We start from the raw sequence: 15,721 nt of genomic DNA, 5'->3' as shown, positions 1-15,721 counted from the left end.
AGGAGGGAAGTGATTTGAGAAACAGACGCCCCAATACCTTCCGAACGGCAATTTCTTTCATTTTTGTCTCGGCTATATAGGCAATTAGGGCCAAGAGACCTAGACAAGCAATTAGTATGGTTAACCCGGCAAAGAACATTGCAATTGTACCAACTGCCTGTGTTTCTTTGAATTTACTTTGAAACATCTTATCAATAAAATGGTAAGAATAAGGGTATTCAGGATTATATTTTTAAAGATTCCTTCAATAGTTTTTAAGTTATCACTGGTGGAACGTGCTGGATTTAATCGATAATGAATCACATCAAACCAGGATTTGGGACCTAAAATGATTGTTGGCTGATTTTTACCAAACGGAGAGTCCATGATAAAATTTTTGATAACACCTACGACGGTCCATTTTGAGTCTACACCCTCAATGGTACTTCCAATTGGATTTTTTAACTTGAGGCTATTGACTGCCGCCTCATCAATCAATACCGCCGAACTATCTGTTGGAAAATTGTAAATATCTATATCCCGACCAGCAACCAGCGTGAAGCCTAAATTTTTAACAGCATCAGCATCCGAACTAAACCAGAGGTAATTGATGCGCTTATCCTCCTCATTTGATGCATTGGAAATAATTCCCTGGCCCGAAGCGTAATAATCTGTAATAGGGGACATGTTTTTGATATCGAAACAACTGCTTGACTTGCCAATAGATCATTTTTATGCTTGTATAATTCTTTGCTATATTCCCTTCTATTTCCGTATATAATAAACCATCCCCTAAATATCCTTGATCACGATCCTTTGTATGCTGAATTTGTCTTGATATCACAACAGTCGCAATAATCAGGATTATGGCCAATGTAAATTGAAAGACTACTAAAATGGATCGGATGTTAAATCCTTTACTGTTACCTTTAAATCTACCTTTTAAAGTGCTGATAGGCTTGAAAGCGGAAAGGAAAAATGCGGGATATACAGCGGCTAGAACGCCAGTTAGTAATGAAAATACCAAAAGATAGCACCAAGTCGATACTGTTAAAAATGAAATAGAAAGATTTTTAGAGACCAACGCATTAAAATGGGGAAGGGCTATAATAATTAAGATAATAGCGACAACGACTGCGAAAAAGCTGATCAATATGCCCTCTGTCAGAAATTGAAATACAAGACTCCTCTTGGTAGCACCAATTACCTTTCTTACGCCCACTTCTTTTGCTCTCCTTTCGGATTTCGCAGTGCTCAAATTCATGAAATTTATACAAGCTACCAAGAGAATAAATCCACCGATCCAACCAAACAGTTTAACCAGATCTATACGGCCAGATTTGTAAACACCGCCCTTCCCATTGTTGTATAAATATGAATCTTTGTAAGGGAACGCGAATAGGTCAACAGTACTTTTAGAAACGTTCTTTGTCAATGTTCTATCAGCATTAATATGGTCTCTGGTGAAAGATTTAATTTTTTCGTTAAAATTACCGAGCGATGTCCCTTTTTTTTAAGTATAAACGTTCTAATCGAATTATTTCCCCAGTTATCGTCGTAAAAGCCAATTTTTTACCATATTCCCAGGAAATCAACCCCTCAAAGTCGAAGCTTGAGTTTGTTGGAATATCCTTAATCACAGCCTGAACTTTGACTTGATTGACAGAATCTATTTTGACTATCTTTCCAATTGGGTTTTCAGATCCAAACAGATCTTTGGCTTTTTCTCTGTTAATACGATGGAATTGGGATCTTTTAGCAATCCAGTTTTATCGCCTGATATAAAAGAAAAACTAAACATATCAAATAATCCGGAATCAACGAATGCTAATTGGGATTTTAATTTTTTGTCGCCATAGGTGGTTAAAAATAAGTGGAAATTGCTGTATCTCGAATAAGATTCTATATCTGGAAAGCTTTCTTTCAATGATGGTCCTAGGATTTTTGGTGTAGCTGGCCAGGCATATTTATCGCCCTTATTTTCATCTCTATTGTTAATAACATACAAGCGATCAATTTTTTCATGATATCGATCCATCGTCAGCATATTTTGCAACCATAGCATAATCATCAATGCACCAGCCATCCCAATGGCCAGTCCAACGATATTGATTGTCGTAAAACCTTTGTTCTTTCTAAGACTACGGAATGCTATTTTTAAATAATTAGTTATCATAATGATCTGAGTCGTTAAACTGAGTTACACGAATTTAAGTTGTCGATATCCAAACCTCTTGCCATTGATTTAAATATTTTGTATTCAGGTTGTTGTGTTTGTTGTTGTGTTTTAAATATGTTCAATTGCGGACAGGTTTTGTCCGAAACCGAACATCGTTGCCGCTGGTGAGGAGGCTCTAAACGGAAAGCGAAAGGACTACAGCGATACCTACCAGTTACGATATATTTACAAAGTTTACATTTTTATTTACCTTCCCAATTCCCCCACTGAAAGATTCCAAAGTAAATTTGCTACATCAAATGGATGTGAACAATAAAAATATGTTAGAGTTTGCTGAACAATGAAAAGGACAACTGCATGGAGGGTGATAAGAACTTCGCAGCTATTACGCTATTAAGTCAAATAAATAAATTATGAAACAGGCACACGTATATGTATTGCTCTTGGTTTTTAACATCTCCTGTGGACAGAACCAGACAAAGACAGGACAAGATAATATTAGTAAAGGACACTACTCTGAGTCTCAATTTAGAGAGGCAGTTGCCTCCAAGGTGCCTATGAGTATGGTTCGGAATGTAAAGAAAGATCGGGACGGAAATATTTTGATCGCTTCTTACTTAGGTGTCTTTCGGTACGATGGAATATCTTTTACCAATCTAACAAGTGAAATAATTTCGCCTAGATTCGCTAGCTTCTGGGATGTTCTGGAAGATCGAAAAGGAAATCTTTGGTTTGGCACTAAGGATTCAGGTGTTTATTATTACAATGGTAAATCCTATCTGCATTTTACAACAAAGGATGGACTTGGCAGTAATTCAGCGCTTCATATTTATGAAGATAAAGCCGGTAATATTTGGTTTGGAACCAAAGGTGGTGCAAGTCGTTATGATGGGAGGTCCTTTCGGAATTTTACAACGAAAGACGGACTGCCCAATAATGATATTAATGCGATCATGGAAGACAAAAATGGCAAATTATGGTTTGGAACAAGAGGTGAGGCCTGCTATTATGACGGAAAGAAATTTACCGTTTTCAAAAATAAGGACGGTAAACCTTTTTACAACGTTTGGTCAATAATTGAAGATAAAAAGGAAAATATTTGGTTCGGCGACGCTGATGGCCTTTGGCGTTACAATGGCAAAACCTCTACTAAGGTATCACAACGGGGGCATATGCTATAGTCGAAGATAAAAAGGGAATATCTGGACTACAGGTGAAATAAATCCGAAAGTCTGGGCACTTTCACGTTATGATGTAAAATCCCTGTACAATCAAGTGCCCAGGGTAACCGAAATTAAGTCGGGAGGAAGAATGGATTTTTGGGTATATTGGAGGCTAACGATGGAAGCATTTGGTTTGGATCTGGATCTGCGGTGCATCGTTATGACGGAAAGACTATCACGAACTTTAAAGGCAATGGCGGGCAGAAAAACTAACCCGGAACTGTTATTTCCAGTCTTCTCTTCAATGTTTAATACCGTCTATTCGGATATTCTTGTCACTTCGCTTGGGACAACACACTACTTAGCTTGCTATTTCTTTGCCGTTTGAAGCCTATTTTATTGCCGTTATACCAAAGAAACAGCAAAGCAATACCAAAGCAGAAGCAAGCTAGGACCCTAGAAAGACCGAAGAAATGGCCTAGAAACGGCCTAGAATAAGCAATAAATAACCAAAGGATCACCAATAAATAACCAAAGGATCACCAATAAATAACCAAAGGATCACCAATAAATAAGCAAAGAAATAGCAACAAATAACCAAAGGATAAGCAAAGAAATACTGCTGTTTTATTCTGGAATTGCTCCACTTCGCTTTATTTTCAAAGTCGACATTCGTTATTTATTCTCATTGAATAACTTTAATCTTTCAATTCCGTTCAAAATACCACCTTTAATCATATTTCCGTATCCATCGTCAGCTAATCTGTCAGTGAACGAAAGTGCTAATTGATAATTTTACTCGCACGCTCAATATCGCCTAAATCTTCATAAAATTTACCAATATTCAAATAAAGTGAGGGTAAGCTCCGCTAACCGTATCGTCATTTATTTTCAAGGCTAAATTTAACGCTGTCTCATCCCATTTCAATTTATCCGCAATACTTTTTGATGCCTTGCCACATAATGAGATGCGATAAATCTTTCAAAATCCTTTGTTGCTTCGTGCCAAGCCTGCATAAATAGTTTACTTGCCTCTTCTGGTCTGCCCTCAATGTCCATACCTTGAGTACAAAGTTTAATAACGTGGTTATTTGGGTCAAAATGCATATAATTTAGTCTAAAATGTGTACAAGCAAAATTAAAGCATGAAAACTTTAGATACTTTGATATAAGTCAAAAAATTATCTCGATTTAAGTCTGCTCAATGTTTCTTGAGTAATGTCAAGATAGGACGCAAGGATTTTATTTGAGAGTCGTTGAATATACATTGGTTCTTCACGCATTAGCCTGTCGTAGCGTTGTTTAGCTGAAAGCGTTATGCGATTTTCTATCTTCTTATTTTGATGTAAATAAGCCATTTCTAAAAACTTTCTGTAAAAATTTTCCCATAAGGGGATATCTGACACCAACTGATAAAAATCTTTATTACTTATTGCATACAGTTCAGAATTTTCGAGCGTTTCGACAAATTCAGACGAGCTTTTTTGCGAAATAATACAACCGCTATGTACAAAATATAACTCTTTACAAGTTTCTCCCTCTGAAAGTAATAGGGTATTATTTTTTACAGTCTTTGTTCTGAAGCATCCACTTATTTGGTCGATTTGTTTATCGGTGATGTCCGTATTGTTTTTAAGATAATATTTTAGTTTTCCTGTCATACTAATTATTGTTGTGTTATCTGTTTAGCAATTACGGATAGCAATTTTGGGCTTGACATCCGAATGGATTTTTACCATATATCTAAAAAAGAGCTGATAACTCAAAGTTAAAAAAACTTTGGTATGAAGAACAAAATCCGCATTCCTCCAACCACGACTAGCTGTAAAGTTGCTAAATTGTCTTTTTTATTTAATCACACTATCCAGTTCATTTTTTGTTGTTGAAAACATCGAGCATGGCTGGAAATCGTTATCTTTCGATGTTATTTATTAAGGTAAAAAAATGGCAAATAGTGTTTCTTCAGATATTTTAGAGAAGTGGCTTAATGCTTGGTCATTATCACGAGAATTGCCGCTACCGACTAAGTTTAAATCTGGCTATAAAGTTGACGTTGGTTATGAGAAACAAAAGGCTCGCTATGTGTTTAGAGAGTTTAATAATGACTTTATTAAACTTTCAGAGACTATAAATGAAACTTGGGTTTTTTTGAAAGTTTGTGTTTCTCCTAAAGAAATCAAAAATAAGCTATCTGAAAAATGGGTAATTCAACCACAGGGATATATGATGTCTTGTATCTCTCCGATGAATATTCCAAATAAACGCCTACCCGACGGTTAAGAGATAGAATTTGATGGCTATAATTCAACAACAGTTGTTAAAATTGTGACTAAAGATGGGGAGTTGGCTTCCATAGGTCGGCTTGTTATTGTAGATGATTTGGCTGTCTATGATAGAATTTCAACAGAAGAAAATCATAAAAGAAAAGGTCTCGCTACTTTTTTGATTAAGGAGCTTGAACAAATTGCTTTATCGAAAAACGTTCACAGAAATTTCTTGGTAGCAACAGAACAAGGAAAATTGTTATATCAATCTTTGGGGTGGAAAATTTGTAGTCTTTATACTTCAGTGGTTATTCCTTTTTAATGCATGTGGAGTATAAAGTAAAAAAATCGCTTATAATTATTTTTTAGATGACGAACCCAACCGACCCTTCTTTCGAATCCTAATGCGGTTTAAACAAGAAAAGCTAATCGCAAGATTAGCTTTTCTTTGGTGATCCTATTTGTACGAAACTCGAACTTTTTTGGAATATTTATGATCATTGAACCAATTTAAAAGACTGTCTATATGAGCATAAGTTGGATATAGAGAAACCAAAGCCTATAAGGATATACCGAACATATTATCCTTTGCCGATGAAAACGGCAACGACAATATGAAGCAGGTCGTTGAAGCCAATTACAGGCAGGTCAAGGCGGATGTTGTGCATATTGTAGAAAGCGAGAGGGAACGGATTAAGAACGACCCCGATTTACAGCATTTGATACAACAGGAGTGAATTAGTGCCAATTCACCGTTGAGAATTAATCCAAATTTTCTATCTTTGTGGTCTGCTATACTATATCTAACATATTATCTGGTCTTACTCGAAAGACAACTCTAAAAACAGAGTGATTAATGCATTGAAATCTTTTGGTTTTTAATGCACAGATAATCCTATCGACTTATTTCTTAATCTTAAACAAAACAAACGATTATCAAATCGATTGCATGATCACTTTTGCGGTGTATTCAACATTTCAAAATGTGGTGACACGATGAATAAAAATGAATAGTAAACAGTTAATAAGTAGAGATATAGAGCTATTTTACAATAGAGCATCCGAAGAAACTCGACTTGACAAAGGAATGGGCGTATTTGAATTTGAAAGAATTAAATCACTCGTAGAAAAATATATACCAACTTCATCTTCAAAAATAATAGACATTGGTGGTGGTACGGGAAAGTATTCGGAATGGCTTGCTAAAAAGGACATCAAGTTCATTTGGTAGAGCCAGTTGCAAAACATATACAAATAGCCCAAAACAGGGCGAATAGATTAAAGAACAGGTTTTCTGTACATTTAGGAGAAGCTCGAAAATTGGAATTTCCAGATAATTATGCAGACCTAATAATACTGCATGGCCCTCTTTATCATCTTCAAAAAAGGAGGATAGAGATTTAGCCATCTGCGAAGCTAAACGTATTTTAAAAAATAATGGAATTATTTTGGGGTTTGCCATTAACTATACGGCATCAACATTGGTTGGTCTTTTAAGCGGCTTAATTCATAAAAACCATTTTTTGAAATGTGCAAAGAAGAATTAACAAGGGGTATACATAATCCACCTCATGATTTCCCTTGGCTTTTAGCTGAAGCATTTTATCATAATCCCGAACAGCTAAAAGATGAATTTATAAATCAAGACTTAACCTATCTAAATACTTATGCGGTTGAGGGTATGGCATGGTTAGATAAAGAATACTTTGTCAATATGCTGAATGACAAAAACGAAGAACATTAATGGAACTTATTCAAGTTACTGAAAACGACAGCTATCTTTTACCCTTTAGTCCACACATGATGATAGCGGTGCAAAAAAGTATAATTATGGAAAATAAAGCAAAATATTACAAAGCATTAATAGAAAATGACGGTCAACTCAATGAAATTGACCTCGGAGAAAAAATAGGACTTAACGAAGATGAAACAAACGAAATAATTGTACAGCTTCTATCTGAACATAAAATTGAATATGCAGAAAACAGAGCGTGTAATTACAGTCTAATGAAAAGGGTAAGAAAGAAAAATAAATTCAGTATCAACTCATACCTGTCAGAATAACAGTAAGTTACAAGGTGAAAAAAATAGGACAAGTCTTTCTTTTTTAGACTTGTCCCAAGAGGTGATCCCGCTGGGATTGGCTCAGTCCCTCAGCTCCCGCGCGCCTTCCTGAGCCTCCAATGGATCGAACCCCGCCGACTCTTCTTTTGAATCCTAATACGGTTTAAACAAGAAAAGCTAATCTTGCGATTAGCTTTTCTTTTAGGATCCTGCTGGGGTTCGAACCTAGTCCGAATCCCAGCGATTAACAATATTTTGAAGGGCTTCTGTTATCGGACTCCCGAATAACACACCTTTTTCTAATACATTTTGTCTGAAAATGCTATAATTGAATATATTATATATTTGGCTGAAAACCAATTTTATTGTCAAACATTTTTATAAATTCTAAACAGTCTATTCAAACTTCATTTTATAGATGATGTAATGTTCAAGCCAAAATTTTTCCCCAGTTTTCAATATCATTACCATTTTTTTGTACTTAACAGTACATTTTGATATTATCTTTTTCGTAATGTGGTATGTAAGCAAAAATTGGAAAAGGCTGCAACAGGTTCTATAAACTCGATGAGTCTCCGAGAAAAACTACGTCAAAGAAAAATATGGTGAATGTGGAAATCCTCTTTATAAAAATCTTCCCCAGGTTACGGAGTCTCCTAATGTACGATCGATAGACCTGACCCGTGCAGAATCTGAATTTGAAAAAAATGGAAAATAATCTTGATAAATAGATTTAGGTACTACCTGATACATCTAATATCAATTTGTTATGAGACTTGATGACCTTATTGAATTAAGGCTGCTGCACATTTTGGCTTGACAAGAAGAGGTTATAAAAATCTTATCGGGACTATTTGGTACAGAACATCACTTGTTTTTTTATTTTCTTTCTGTGTTTGGCACCAAAATCAAATAAAGCTTCAAAGACAGGTATTGTTTCGTATGCATATTCGGTAAGTGAATAAGAAACAGTGATGGGTTTGGTGTTATTTACGGTTCTTGTAACAAGAAGATTTTGTTCTAATTCCTGAAGATCTTTAGACAGCACCTTTGACGAGATACCAACAAGCGCTTCCTGCAAATCTTTGAACCGTTTTGTACCAAAAGAAAGACTTTGTAAGATTAAAAGTTTCCACTTGCCGCCAAGTAGCTCAATGGCATCTCTCATTTCCAATGTTGCCATTTTACAGGATCTATCTATAGTACAGTCAATTTCTTTTTCATTAAAAAAATCAGTTACTTACCTTGAGGTAATTGATAGTAAAAATAATGTAATTATCAAATAGATTTGCTATAAAAAAGCGATGAAAATAAGTAATACAGATTCTAATGAAAAAAAAGTAACCGTTTTCGGGTTAGGCTTAATGGGGTCAGGCATTGCGCGTGCATTTATTGCTAATGGGTACTCCGTAACCGTCTGGAACAGGGATGTGACAAAAGCTGCTTCGCTATTGTCCCGAGGCGCTGTACTGGCAAAAGATCCCAATGAAGCAATTGTAGCAAGTCCTTTGCTGGTAATATGTGTATCAGACTACAAAGTAACCCATAAAATATTCAGCAGTGCCGATGTAACTTTACTGAAAGACCGAACCATCATACAATTAAGCTCCGGAACGCCTAAAGAAGCAAGGAGTTTTGACGGATGGATACAGAAACTCGGTGGCAGTGCACTGAACGGTGATATCCTTGCTTGGCCAGCACAAATAGGCAGCAGTGAAGCTACGATCACCATTTCGGGAGCAAATCAGTATTTGAAAAGTCGGCAGCAGCGTTAAAAGCGCTTGGGGGAACAGTAGAATTTGTAGGTGAGGAATCCGGTGCATCAGCCGTGATGTTCTCCGCTACAATGGCTTATTTGGCAGGTAGTTGGATTGGGTTCACTCACGGTGCACTCATTATGGAAAGTGAAGGGATGCGCGCCGATACCTTTGGGAACCTTGCTGCAGGTATGTCGTCGCTATTGGCAGCCGATTCGATCCATATGGGTGAAGCGATACAACAGGGCAAATTTGGCGATCCTGAAAGTACCATCCACACCACGGCACTTGACCTGCACCTGTTGGTACAGCATTCAAAAGAGGCTGGTATTAGTGCTATGCTGCCAACATTTGCAGCCAATTTGTTCCAGCTGGCAGTGGATGCAGGATATGGAAAGGAAAAACACGCGGCAATTATTAAAGTGCTACGTCATCCAGAATGATTCGCGGGACAATCAGACTTTTTTAATCTGACAAACGATAGCATTCGGATTTATTTTTATTGCGATAACCATTGATGCTATTCTTGTCATATGGCAATAGGTGATTTTGTTAATTAATATAAATTTGAATGACTTAAATCCTTAGGTATGTTAATTCAGGTTATTTTTATATGAATGGCTTTCCCGAGTATAATATTGTTCCAACCTGGAATAGGCATGAGAAAGGAGCCTCTTATTTTTTTTTTTGCTATGGCAAATTATCATTGGCATAGCTTCATATTTGGGGGCAAATACGATATTGTTTCTCAAAGTAAATTAAATAAAATATGCAAGAGACCACATTTGAAGAATTTCATAAAACAGCGTTAAGATTATTAAATATTCTAAACGCTTTAACGGAAGAACAAATAAACTTTCAACCAGAGGAAGGCTGGTCAGCTGGTCAGTTTGGAGACCATTTGTTGAAATCTTACGCATTCGTTAGAACATTGAACGGAGAGACAAGAAAAACGGAACGACCTATTGATCAAAAAATTGGAACCTGTTAAATTAATGTTCGCTGATGATTCAATTAAAATGGACGCCCCAAAAGCTATTGTACCCACTAATGAAAAAACAAATAAAGTAGAAATAATTAGTGGTTTAGAAAAAAGATAGCGCAAATAGAAAAAGTCATACAAACGAAAGATCTATCTTTAACTTGTGTTGATTTTTCAATTCCTGAATATGGTGAATTCACACGGTTCGAATGGATATGGTTTAATATTTATCACACGCATAGACACATTCGCCAATTAGAGGATATGTTGAGGACAAATAATATAAAAAAATGAAAACACGCGTAATTATACAGGCATATTTTTCTTGCTACGAGAAAAGCGACAGAAACACTTTGGAAAATCTTATCGATGATAGACTTGAATTCAGCAGTCCACACGACGAGAAGCTAGACAAAGTAACATATTTTGAGAAATGTTGGGGTTTAACAAAAGGTGGATCGGTATGAAATATTGAAATTCGTTGAAAATAATGATGAAGCATTTATAAGCTATCGGGCAATCACTTACGACAATCATCAATTTGAAAATGCGGAATATTTTCAAATTCAAGGAGCAAAAATTATTAAAATCAAGGTGTATTATGGAAATTTACCTAGTAAATAAATATTGCCAACGCAGATGACTAAAGAAGAAATGTATTGGAAAAAATGCGTTATTCAGTTTATTTTCCGATACTCTCAAGGTTACCCTAAATATCGGAACGATAAGGATTGGTCCGCGGATGTATTGCCACTACTTTTAAGATAACAGTAAAAAGGGATAAAAGGTACAGCATAGAAGTCTTTAAGTCTTGTGTTTTGCCATTTTTCCCTTGATAAAAATTGACCGTTAATCCCTTAAATTTGGGTATAACCAACTGTAAACGCTTATGAGCATCAATTATTTCAGCCCGCGTGATCGTTTTTACTTTGGACGTGGATGGTCTGGACATTGGTAATCCTATAAATTGGTACAGGGATCACTTTCTAAAGCACCTCTTCAAAAAGCTATTTGCCCTCCTAGGGCATTGGCTCGAGGGATTCTACGGCCATCACCTTGCATATTACCTTGAAAAGCATCCACAAGAAGAAGAACGTATCTTTTTCAATTCCTACATATTTAAACGTTAAAAAACGGTTAACGCTTTAACCAATTATCATTGTCAATCACTCTTCGTGTTGTCCAAAATTAAGCCATTCGAATGGACACCAGATAATATGATTTAATATGACTTTAAATGAATTGAATATTAGTGCAGAAATGCTGAAAAGATATGCTTTAAACAAGAAAAGCTAATCTTGCGATTAGCTTTTCTTTTGGTGATCCCGCTGGGATTCGAACCCAGGACCCATACATTAAAAGTGTATTGCTCTACCAGCTGAGCTACGGAATCTTACTTCTTTGTTTTTGAACTATCGTTCCTTGTTTGAAGTGATGCAAAGATAGGGTTAATCTCTATTCCTCGCAACTATTTATGTGATAAAAATGCCTTTAATGTGTTTAAACCTTCATTTTTAGCTATTTATTTTTACCACTAAGACAAAAAATCGCGATCTTCATCGGATAATGTAGACTTAGGGGCCCGATTGTCGTCTTCTGATTGATCAAATGCCGCCGTGTTTTCCTGCTGTTTCGTCTTTTTACCGCTTTTTAGGAGAAAGGCAAAGAGTACTCCCATTGCGAAAAATGTCAATAGGAGTTTCCATAATGCTACTTTGCTCTCCACAAAAAGATCAATATTGATTGTTTGCGGGTTTTTGACACAAACTAGCGTTACGATAACCGATAGAAGTATTAAAAGTATATTACGCATAATTAATAATGATAAATATATGTCATTAAGAATAGCGAATATAGTTAATTATCTATTTTCGTTGCTATCAAGCGCCTTTCTTTTTGTTTACTTCTTATCTACCTCTATTGTTGCACGGTTTAAGCGTAGTGAGTTTAAAATCACCGAAACGGAACTAAAGCTCATTGCAGCAGCAGCTATCATTGGTGATAACAGGATGCCAAAGCTCGGATATAGGAGTCCTGCAGCCAAGGGAATGCCCAAAATATTATAGATAAAAGCAAAGCCTAAATTTTCTTTAATGTTTCGGAGAAGTTTCTTACTCAATATTTTGGCTTTAGCGATGCCTAATAGGTCTCCTTGTAGCAGGGTCAGAGACGCACTTTGTATCGCTACATCTGTTCCTGTTCCCATAGCGATGCCAATATCGGCTTGCGCAAGGGCAGGAGCATCGTTAATACCATCACCAGCCATTGCTACAATATGTCCTTGTTCCTGAAGCTTATGTATTTCCTGTAATTTATCCTTCGGTAATGCATTTGCTTTGAAATGTTTGATCCCGACCTGTCCGGCGACGGATTTTGCTGTGTGTGCATTGTCTCCAGTAAGCATAATTACATCTACATCATGCTGAAGCAGGTAGTGGATGGCCTGTTTGGAAGAGGTCTTGATCTGATCGGAGATGCTAAAGTAGCCAAGTAAATCACTTCCTTTCGCGAGATAGGAAACGGTTTTGCCATTGGATTGGGCTGACTCGACAGCTTTTCGTATTTCGTCTGGGATGATCACCTGCATGGATTCCATCAACAATTGATTACCGAGGGCAACCAATTGGCCGTTAATATGCCTTGATACCTTGTCCGGCAACGTTTTCGAAATCTTCAACCTGTTGTTCTATTTTATTTCCTTCCTTTTTGCCCGATCAATAATAGCCTGCCCGAGTGGATGGGTGCTGTTGCTGTTGAGAGCGGCGGCTAAGGATAATATTTCGTTGATACTGCTCTTAGCAGTGGGTTGAATGTCATCAACGGTGGGTTTGCCTTCAGTGATTGTTCCCGTCTTGTCTGTTAATACAACATCAACCTTGTTCATTTTTTCTAATGCACTAGCATCTTTGATCAAAATACCATTTTTGGCTCCCTTGCCGACACCGACCATGACGGACATCGGAGTTGCCAGACCAAGCGCACAAGGACAAGCAACAATAAGCACTGCCAATGCATTGGCAAAGCCATAAGCCAATGATGGCGCAGGACCCCAGATCCACCAAGCGAAGAATGTCAACAATGCGATAACGATCACAATTGGAACAAATATTTCAGATACTTTATCTGTGAGACGTTGGATTGGAGCTTTACTTCTGCTGGCATCATTGACCATCTGAATGATCTGAGCCAATAAGGTGTCTGAACCAATACGTTCTGCTTTCATGAGAAAACTTCGTTCACCGTTGATGGTTCCGGAACTGACCTTGTCACCTTCCTGCTTTTCGACAGGTAGAGGTTCGCCTGTCAGCATGGATTCATCAATGCTCGTCGTACCATTTGTAATCTGTCCATCGACAGGGATTTTATCTCCGGGTTTTACTTTCAGCGTATCACCGATCTTAATCTGATCGACCCCAATTTTTACGTCGATACCATTTTCGACCCGGGTAGCGTCAGAGGGGCTGAGTTTAATGAGCTCTTTGATTGCTGAATTGGTTTTGGAATGGGCTTTTGCTTCCATCACCTGTCCAAGGAGAACCAATGTTAGGATAACAGTAACGGACTCAAAATATAATGCGATATATCCGTGATGATTTTTTAGGTCGGCTGGAAATAACTGTGGGAAAAAAAGGCCAATAATACTATATACAAACCCCGCGCCAGCGCCAAGGGCAATCAAACTAAACATATTCAGACGCCAGGTTTTAAAAGAAATCCAACCGCGTTGGAAAAAGGACCAACAGGTATAGAAGACCACCGGCAGGGATAGAAATAATTGTATCCAGCCTGACCAATCCGTTGGAATTACTTTTCCGATCGGATTACCGGGAAGCATTTCTCCCATGGATAGTATAAATATCGGAACTGTAAACAGGATGGATAGCCACAGTTTCATCCGGAGATCTCTATAGGTCCTATCATCGTCGGTATCATTTCCTCCAGCGATAGGGACAAGATCCATACCACAGATCGGGCAGCTTCCAGGATGATCCTGAACAATTTCGGGTGCATCGGACAGCTGTATTGTGTGCTTTTGGTTAATTCGGGGACTTTCTCCAAGTTCATCCCACAAACTGGACAGTTGCCCGGTTTATCATAGAGCTTGTCGCCCTCACAATGCATGGGACAGTAGTATTTTCCCGCTGAACTCGCTTTCCGTTGATTGGGTTTTGCAGCGGCAGAATGGTCATTATGGGCTTGTTTATGCTGGTTATAATCGTGACCATGTTGTACCGATTCATGTTGGTGATGGTCATGATCCTGTGCTTCAGATTGATGTTGTTGTCCAGCATGATTATGTTCCTGCATAATGGATTCATGCTGCTGTTCTATCTTTGTCTGTGTGACAACCGTTGGAGTTTGGTCTGCGCTGTGCCTATGATCAGGATGATGATGTTTGTTTTCATTATTTTGCATCGGTACAAGGTACATCCCACAAACTGGACAGCGTCCCGGTTGATCGTAGGTTTTATCACCTTCGCAGTGCATAGGGCAATAGTACTTGCTTGACGCAGATAGCTTTGGTTGTTCCGTATTTAGGATTTCTTGTACAGGTTTATTCAGTTCGCCAATATGATAATTACCTAATTTAGCGAGGGTCTCCTGGAGTTGTTCTGTCGGAATTTCTATTGCAGATTCTATTGTCAGTAGCGGTGGCTCTAGCGTAACTTTAGCCCGAACTTCAGGAAGCTGATTGATAGCATTCTCAATTGTTGTTCTACACCCGTCACAGGACATGCCTGAAAGTTTATATTGGTATTGCATAGCATTTTGTTGTACAATAAATTTAAGGGTTATTGCTTGGGTAATGTTATACTTTTACACTGTTTATTTGTAATATTTCAAAGCGTATATCCGTCCTTTCGGAAAGAAAATCAACCTGTTGGATAAACGATGATCTCGATACCACACCTAAAATAAACAAACAAAGTGGGCTATTTGTTTAGCGTGATAATACCCAACGAAACAGGAGCGGCGACGGGGAGGATAGGGAGTGAGCTCAGCTGTATTGGGGGCCAAAAGTCGGCTTTTAGGAAAGCAGCATGGCTTCTGGATGCTTCATTAAGCTCTGGACAGTTAGTTTGCCTGCTAACAATGCTTCGTGAAAAGGTGCTGGAACCATTATTTTAAAGGTTTTACGCGCTGTTTTAACGAAAAAAGTGCACCATGGCTGACCTGCTTTTCGTCAATAATCAGCGTATGTTGCGTAACAAGTTGGCTGCCTAGTTTTTCCTTTTCAACGAGCTGTATAAGTTGTTGCATTGTATCAATCTTTTTGCCAAAATTACCAAATACTTATCATTTTTTAGTTTTTTTATTTGGCAATATTTAGA

General features: G+C 37.5%; 21 protein-coding genes, 1 tRNA gene and 4 pseudogenes. 12 read left to right on the top strand and 14 right to left on the bottom strand.

The features are described from left to right. Positions 1 to 120 precede the first annotated feature (120 nt). From KUH03_RS03495 to KUH03_RS03485, 3 genes are all read right to left on the bottom strand, one after another. Complete coding sequence (locus KUH03_RS03495) at positions 121 to 666, bottom strand: ABC transporter permease (RefSeq protein WP_257091592.1); 546 nt, start codon at positions 664 to 666, stop codon at positions 121 to 123. Then, positions 605 to 1,414: an ABC transporter permease gene (locus KUH03_RS03490; RefSeq protein ID WP_257091591.1), complete on the bottom strand. Its 810-nt coding sequence runs from the start codon at positions 1,412 to 1,414 to the stop codon at positions 605 to 607. Before KUH03_RS03490 ends, KUH03_RS03495 begins: the two co-directional genes overlap by 62 nt. Positions 1,415 to 1,657: 243 nt before the next feature. Then, positions 1,658 to 2,155, bottom strand: a complete 498-nt coding sequence (locus KUH03_RS03485) for an ABC transporter permease (protein ID WP_257091590.1) — start codon at positions 2,153 to 2,155, stop codon at positions 1,658 to 1,660. Positions 2,156 to 2,571: 416 nt separating this feature from the next. Here KUH03_RS03485 and KUH03_RS03480 point away from each other — a divergent pair, with 416 nt between their 5' ends. Beyond that, positions 2,572 to 3,339: a two-component regulator propeller domain-containing protein gene (locus KUH03_RS03480; protein ID WP_257091589.1), complete on the top strand. Its 768-nt coding sequence runs from the start codon at positions 2,572 to 2,574 to the stop codon at positions 3,337 to 3,339. 906 nt (positions 3,340 to 4,245) lie between these two features. On the opposite strand, the gene KUH03_RS03475 is transcribed toward KUH03_RS03480, so the two are convergent. Then, complete coding sequence (locus KUH03_RS03475) at positions 4,246 to 4,428, bottom strand: hypothetical protein (RefSeq protein WP_257091588.1); 183 nt, start codon at positions 4,426 to 4,428, stop codon at positions 4,246 to 4,248. Between the two features lie 74 nt (positions 4,429 to 4,502). Then, positions 4,503 to 4,982: a Crp/Fnr family transcriptional regulator gene (locus KUH03_RS03470; protein ID WP_257091587.1), complete on the bottom strand. Its 480-nt coding sequence runs from the start codon at positions 4,980 to 4,982 to the stop codon at positions 4,503 to 4,505. Positions 4,983 to 5,265: 283 nt separating this feature from the next. Here KUH03_RS03470 and KUH03_RS03465 point away from each other — a divergent pair, with 283 nt between their 5' ends. The 7 genes and pseudogenes from KUH03_RS03465 to KUH03_RS03435 all read left to right on the top strand — a co-directional run bounded on the left by KUH03_RS03465 (position 5,266) and on the right by KUH03_RS03435 (position 7,649). Continuing rightward, positions 5,266 to 5,601 carry a hypothetical protein gene (locus KUH03_RS03465; RefSeq protein ID WP_257091586.1) on the top strand — a complete coding sequence of 112 codons (336 nt, stop codon included), beginning with the start codon at positions 5,266 to 5,268 and terminating at the stop codon, positions 5,599 to 5,601. 3 nt (positions 5,602 to 5,604) lie between these two features. Continuing rightward, the gene (locus tag KUH03_RS03460) at positions 5,605 to 5,907 is read left to right on the top strand and encodes a GNAT family N-acetyltransferase (RefSeq protein WP_257098029.1); all 303 of its coding nucleotides are present in this window, start codon (positions 5,605 to 5,607) and stop codon (positions 5,905 to 5,907) included. Between the two features lie 226 nt (positions 5,908 to 6,133). Then, positions 6,134 to 6,322 (top strand): annotated as a pseudogene (locus tag KUH03_RS03455) (mobilization protein); the annotation flags it as partial. A 269-nt stretch (positions 6,323 to 6,591) separates the two neighbouring features. Next, positions 6,592 to 6,816: a hypothetical protein gene (locus tag KUH03_RS03450; protein WP_257091584.1), complete on the top strand. Its 225-nt coding sequence runs from the start codon at positions 6,592 to 6,594 to the stop codon at positions 6,814 to 6,816. Next, a complete protein-coding gene (locus KUH03_RS03445; RefSeq protein ID WP_257091583.1) occupies positions 6,810 to 6,989 on the top strand; it encodes a class I SAM-dependent methyltransferase in 180 nt (59 codons plus the stop codon). Before KUH03_RS03450 ends, KUH03_RS03445 begins: the two co-directional genes overlap by 7 nt. A 124-nt stretch (positions 6,990 to 7,113) precedes the next feature. Next, positions 7,114 to 7,329 carry a hypothetical protein gene (locus tag KUH03_RS03440; RefSeq protein ID WP_257091582.1) on the top strand — a complete coding sequence of 72 codons (216 nt, stop codon included), beginning with the start codon at positions 7,114 to 7,116 and terminating at the stop codon, positions 7,327 to 7,329. Further along, positions 7,329 to 7,649 carry a hypothetical protein gene (locus tag KUH03_RS03435; protein WP_257091581.1) on the top strand — a complete coding sequence of 107 codons (321 nt, stop codon included), beginning with the start codon at positions 7,329 to 7,331 and terminating at the stop codon, positions 7,647 to 7,649. Before KUH03_RS03440 ends, KUH03_RS03435 begins: the two co-directional genes overlap by 1 nt. An 850-nt stretch (positions 7,650 to 8,499) precedes the next feature. Here the strand turns inward: KUH03_RS03435 and KUH03_RS03430 are convergent. Then, a complete protein-coding gene (locus KUH03_RS03430; RefSeq protein WP_257091580.1) occupies positions 8,500 to 8,832 on the bottom strand; it encodes a helix-turn-helix domain-containing protein in 333 nt (110 codons plus the stop codon). Positions 8,833 to 8,953: 121 nt separating this feature from the next. On the opposite strand from KUH03_RS03430, the gene KUH03_RS03425 reads away from it, so the two are divergent. The 4 genes and pseudogenes from KUH03_RS03425 to KUH03_RS03410 all read left to right on the top strand — a co-directional run bounded on the left by KUH03_RS03425 (position 8,954) and on the right by KUH03_RS03410 (position 11,012). After that, the gene (locus KUH03_RS03425) at positions 8,954 to 9,424 is read left to right on the top strand and encodes an NAD(P)-binding domain-containing protein (protein WP_257091579.1); all 471 of its coding nucleotides are present in this window, start codon (positions 8,954 to 8,956) and stop codon (positions 9,422 to 9,424) included. 50 nt (positions 9,425 to 9,474) lie between these two features. Then, a pseudogene (locus KUH03_RS03420) lies at positions 9,475 to 9,849 on the top strand (hypothetical protein); the annotation flags it as partial. A 326-nt stretch (positions 9,850 to 10,175) separates the two neighbouring features. After that, entirely contained in the window at positions 10,176 to 10,397 is a 222-nt protein-coding gene (locus KUH03_RS03415) for a DinB family protein (protein WP_257091577.1), read from the top strand. A gap of 444 nt (positions 10,398 to 10,841) precedes the next feature. Beyond that, positions 10,842 to 11,012 (top strand): hypothetical protein, encoded by a 171-nt coding sequence (locus KUH03_RS03410; protein ID WP_257091576.1) that lies wholly within the window; start codon positions 10,842 to 10,844, stop codon positions 11,010 to 11,012. An 85-nt stretch (positions 11,013 to 11,097) separates the two neighbouring features. Here KUH03_RS03410 and KUH03_RS03405 read toward each other — a convergent pair whose 3' ends face one another. From KUH03_RS03405 to KUH03_RS03380, 8 genes and pseudogenes are all read right to left on the bottom strand, one after another. Continuing rightward, positions 11,098 to 11,340: a hypothetical protein gene (locus KUH03_RS03405; RefSeq protein WP_257091575.1), complete on the bottom strand. Its 243-nt coding sequence runs from the start codon at positions 11,338 to 11,340 to the stop codon at positions 11,098 to 11,100. A gap of 365 nt (positions 11,341 to 11,705) precedes the next feature. After that, positions 11,706 to 11,781: transfer RNA gene (locus tag KUH03_RS03400), tRNA-Lys, on the bottom strand. A gap of 141 nt (positions 11,782 to 11,922) precedes the next feature. Beyond that, entirely contained in the window at positions 11,923 to 12,201 is a 279-nt protein-coding gene (locus tag KUH03_RS03395; protein WP_257091574.1) for a hypothetical protein, read from the bottom strand. Between the two features lie 87 nt (positions 12,202 to 12,288). After that, a complete protein-coding gene (locus KUH03_RS48045) occupies positions 12,289 to 13,065 on the bottom strand; it encodes an HAD-IC family P-type ATPase (protein WP_373564628.1) in 777 nt (258 codons plus the stop codon). A gap of 9 nt (positions 13,066 to 13,074) precedes the next feature. Beyond that, complete coding sequence (locus KUH03_RS48040; RefSeq protein WP_373564933.1) at positions 13,075 to 14,349, bottom strand: heavy metal translocating P-type ATPase; 1,275 nt, start codon at positions 14,347 to 14,349, stop codon at positions 13,075 to 13,077. 12 nt (positions 14,350 to 14,361) lie between these two features. Continuing rightward, positions 14,362 to 14,460: pseudogene (locus tag KUH03_RS48035) on the bottom strand (hypothetical protein); the annotation flags it as partial. Positions 14,461 to 14,507: 47 nt separating this feature from the next. Then, a pseudogene (locus tag KUH03_RS03385) lies at positions 14,508 to 15,152 on the bottom strand (heavy metal-binding domain-containing protein); the annotation flags it as partial. Positions 15,153 to 15,509: 357 nt separating this feature from the next. Next, complete coding sequence (locus KUH03_RS03380) at positions 15,510 to 15,650, bottom strand: hypothetical protein (RefSeq protein WP_257091572.1); 141 nt, start codon at positions 15,648 to 15,650, stop codon at positions 15,510 to 15,512. Positions 15,651 to 15,721 lie beyond the last annotated feature (71 nt).

It is taken from the genome of Sphingobacterium sp. E70, from assembly GCF_019285695.1.
Taxonomy (GTDB): Bacteria; Bacteroidota; Bacteroidia; order Sphingobacteriales; family Sphingobacteriaceae; genus Sphingobacterium; species Sphingobacterium detergens.
The sequence above is the reverse complement of the archived record's forward strand: the minus strand, read 5'-3'. Positions and strand labels throughout refer to the sequence as shown.

Coding starts and splice junctions, on each gene's coding strand:
- KUH03_RS03495 (WP_257091592.1), bottom strand. CDS start 666: ATGTCCCCTATTACAGATTATTACGCTTCGGGCCAGGGAATTATTTCC.
- KUH03_RS03485 (WP_257091590.1), bottom strand. CDS start 2,155: ATGATAACTAATTATTTAAAAATAGCATTCCGTAGTCTTAGAAAGAAC.
- KUH03_RS03480 (WP_257091589.1), top strand. CDS start 2,572: ATGAAACAGGCACACGTATATGTATTGCTCTTGGTTTTTAACATCTCC.
- KUH03_RS03475 (WP_257091588.1), bottom strand. CDS start 4,428: ATGCATTTTGACCCAAATAACCACGTTATTAAACTTTGTACTCAAGGT.
- KUH03_RS03470 (WP_257091587.1), bottom strand. CDS start 4,982: ATGACAGGAAAACTAAAATATTATCTTAAAAACAATACGGACATCACC.
- KUH03_RS03465 (WP_257091586.1), top strand. CDS start 5,266: ATGGCAAATAGTGTTTCTTCAGATATTTTAGAGAAGTGGCTTAATGCT.
- KUH03_RS03450 (WP_257091584.1), top strand. CDS start 6,592: ATGAATAGTAAACAGTTAATAAGTAGAGATATAGAGCTATTTTACAAT.
- KUH03_RS03440 (WP_257091582.1), top strand. CDS start 7,114: ATGTGCAAAGAAGAATTAACAAGGGGTATACATAATCCACCTCATGAT.
- KUH03_RS03435 (WP_257091581.1), top strand. CDS start 7,329: ATGGAACTTATTCAAGTTACTGAAAACGACAGCTATCTTTTACCCTTT.
- KUH03_RS03430 (WP_257091580.1), bottom strand. CDS start 8,832: ATGGCAACATTGGAAATGAGAGATGCCATTGAGCTACTTGGCGGCAAG.
- KUH03_RS03425 (WP_257091579.1), top strand. CDS start 8,954: ATGAAAATAAGTAATACAGATTCTAATGAAAAAAAAGTAACCGTTTTC.
- KUH03_RS03415 (WP_257091577.1), top strand. CDS start 10,176: ATGCAAGAGACCACATTTGAAGAATTTCATAAAACAGCGTTAAGATTA.
- KUH03_RS03405 (WP_257091575.1), bottom strand. CDS start 11,340: ATGTCCAGACCATCCACGTCCAAAGTAAAAACGATCACGCGGGCTGAA.
- KUH03_RS03395 (WP_257091574.1), bottom strand. CDS start 12,201: ATGCGTAATATACTTTTAATACTTCTATCGGTTATCGTAACGCTAGTT.
- KUH03_RS48040 (WP_373564933.1), bottom strand. CDS start 14,349: ATGGATCTTGTCCCTATCGCTGGAGGAAATGATACCGACGATGATAGG.
- KUH03_RS03380 (WP_257091572.1), bottom strand. CDS start 15,650: ATGCAACAACTTATACAGCTCGTTGAAAAGGAAAAACTAGGCAGCCAA.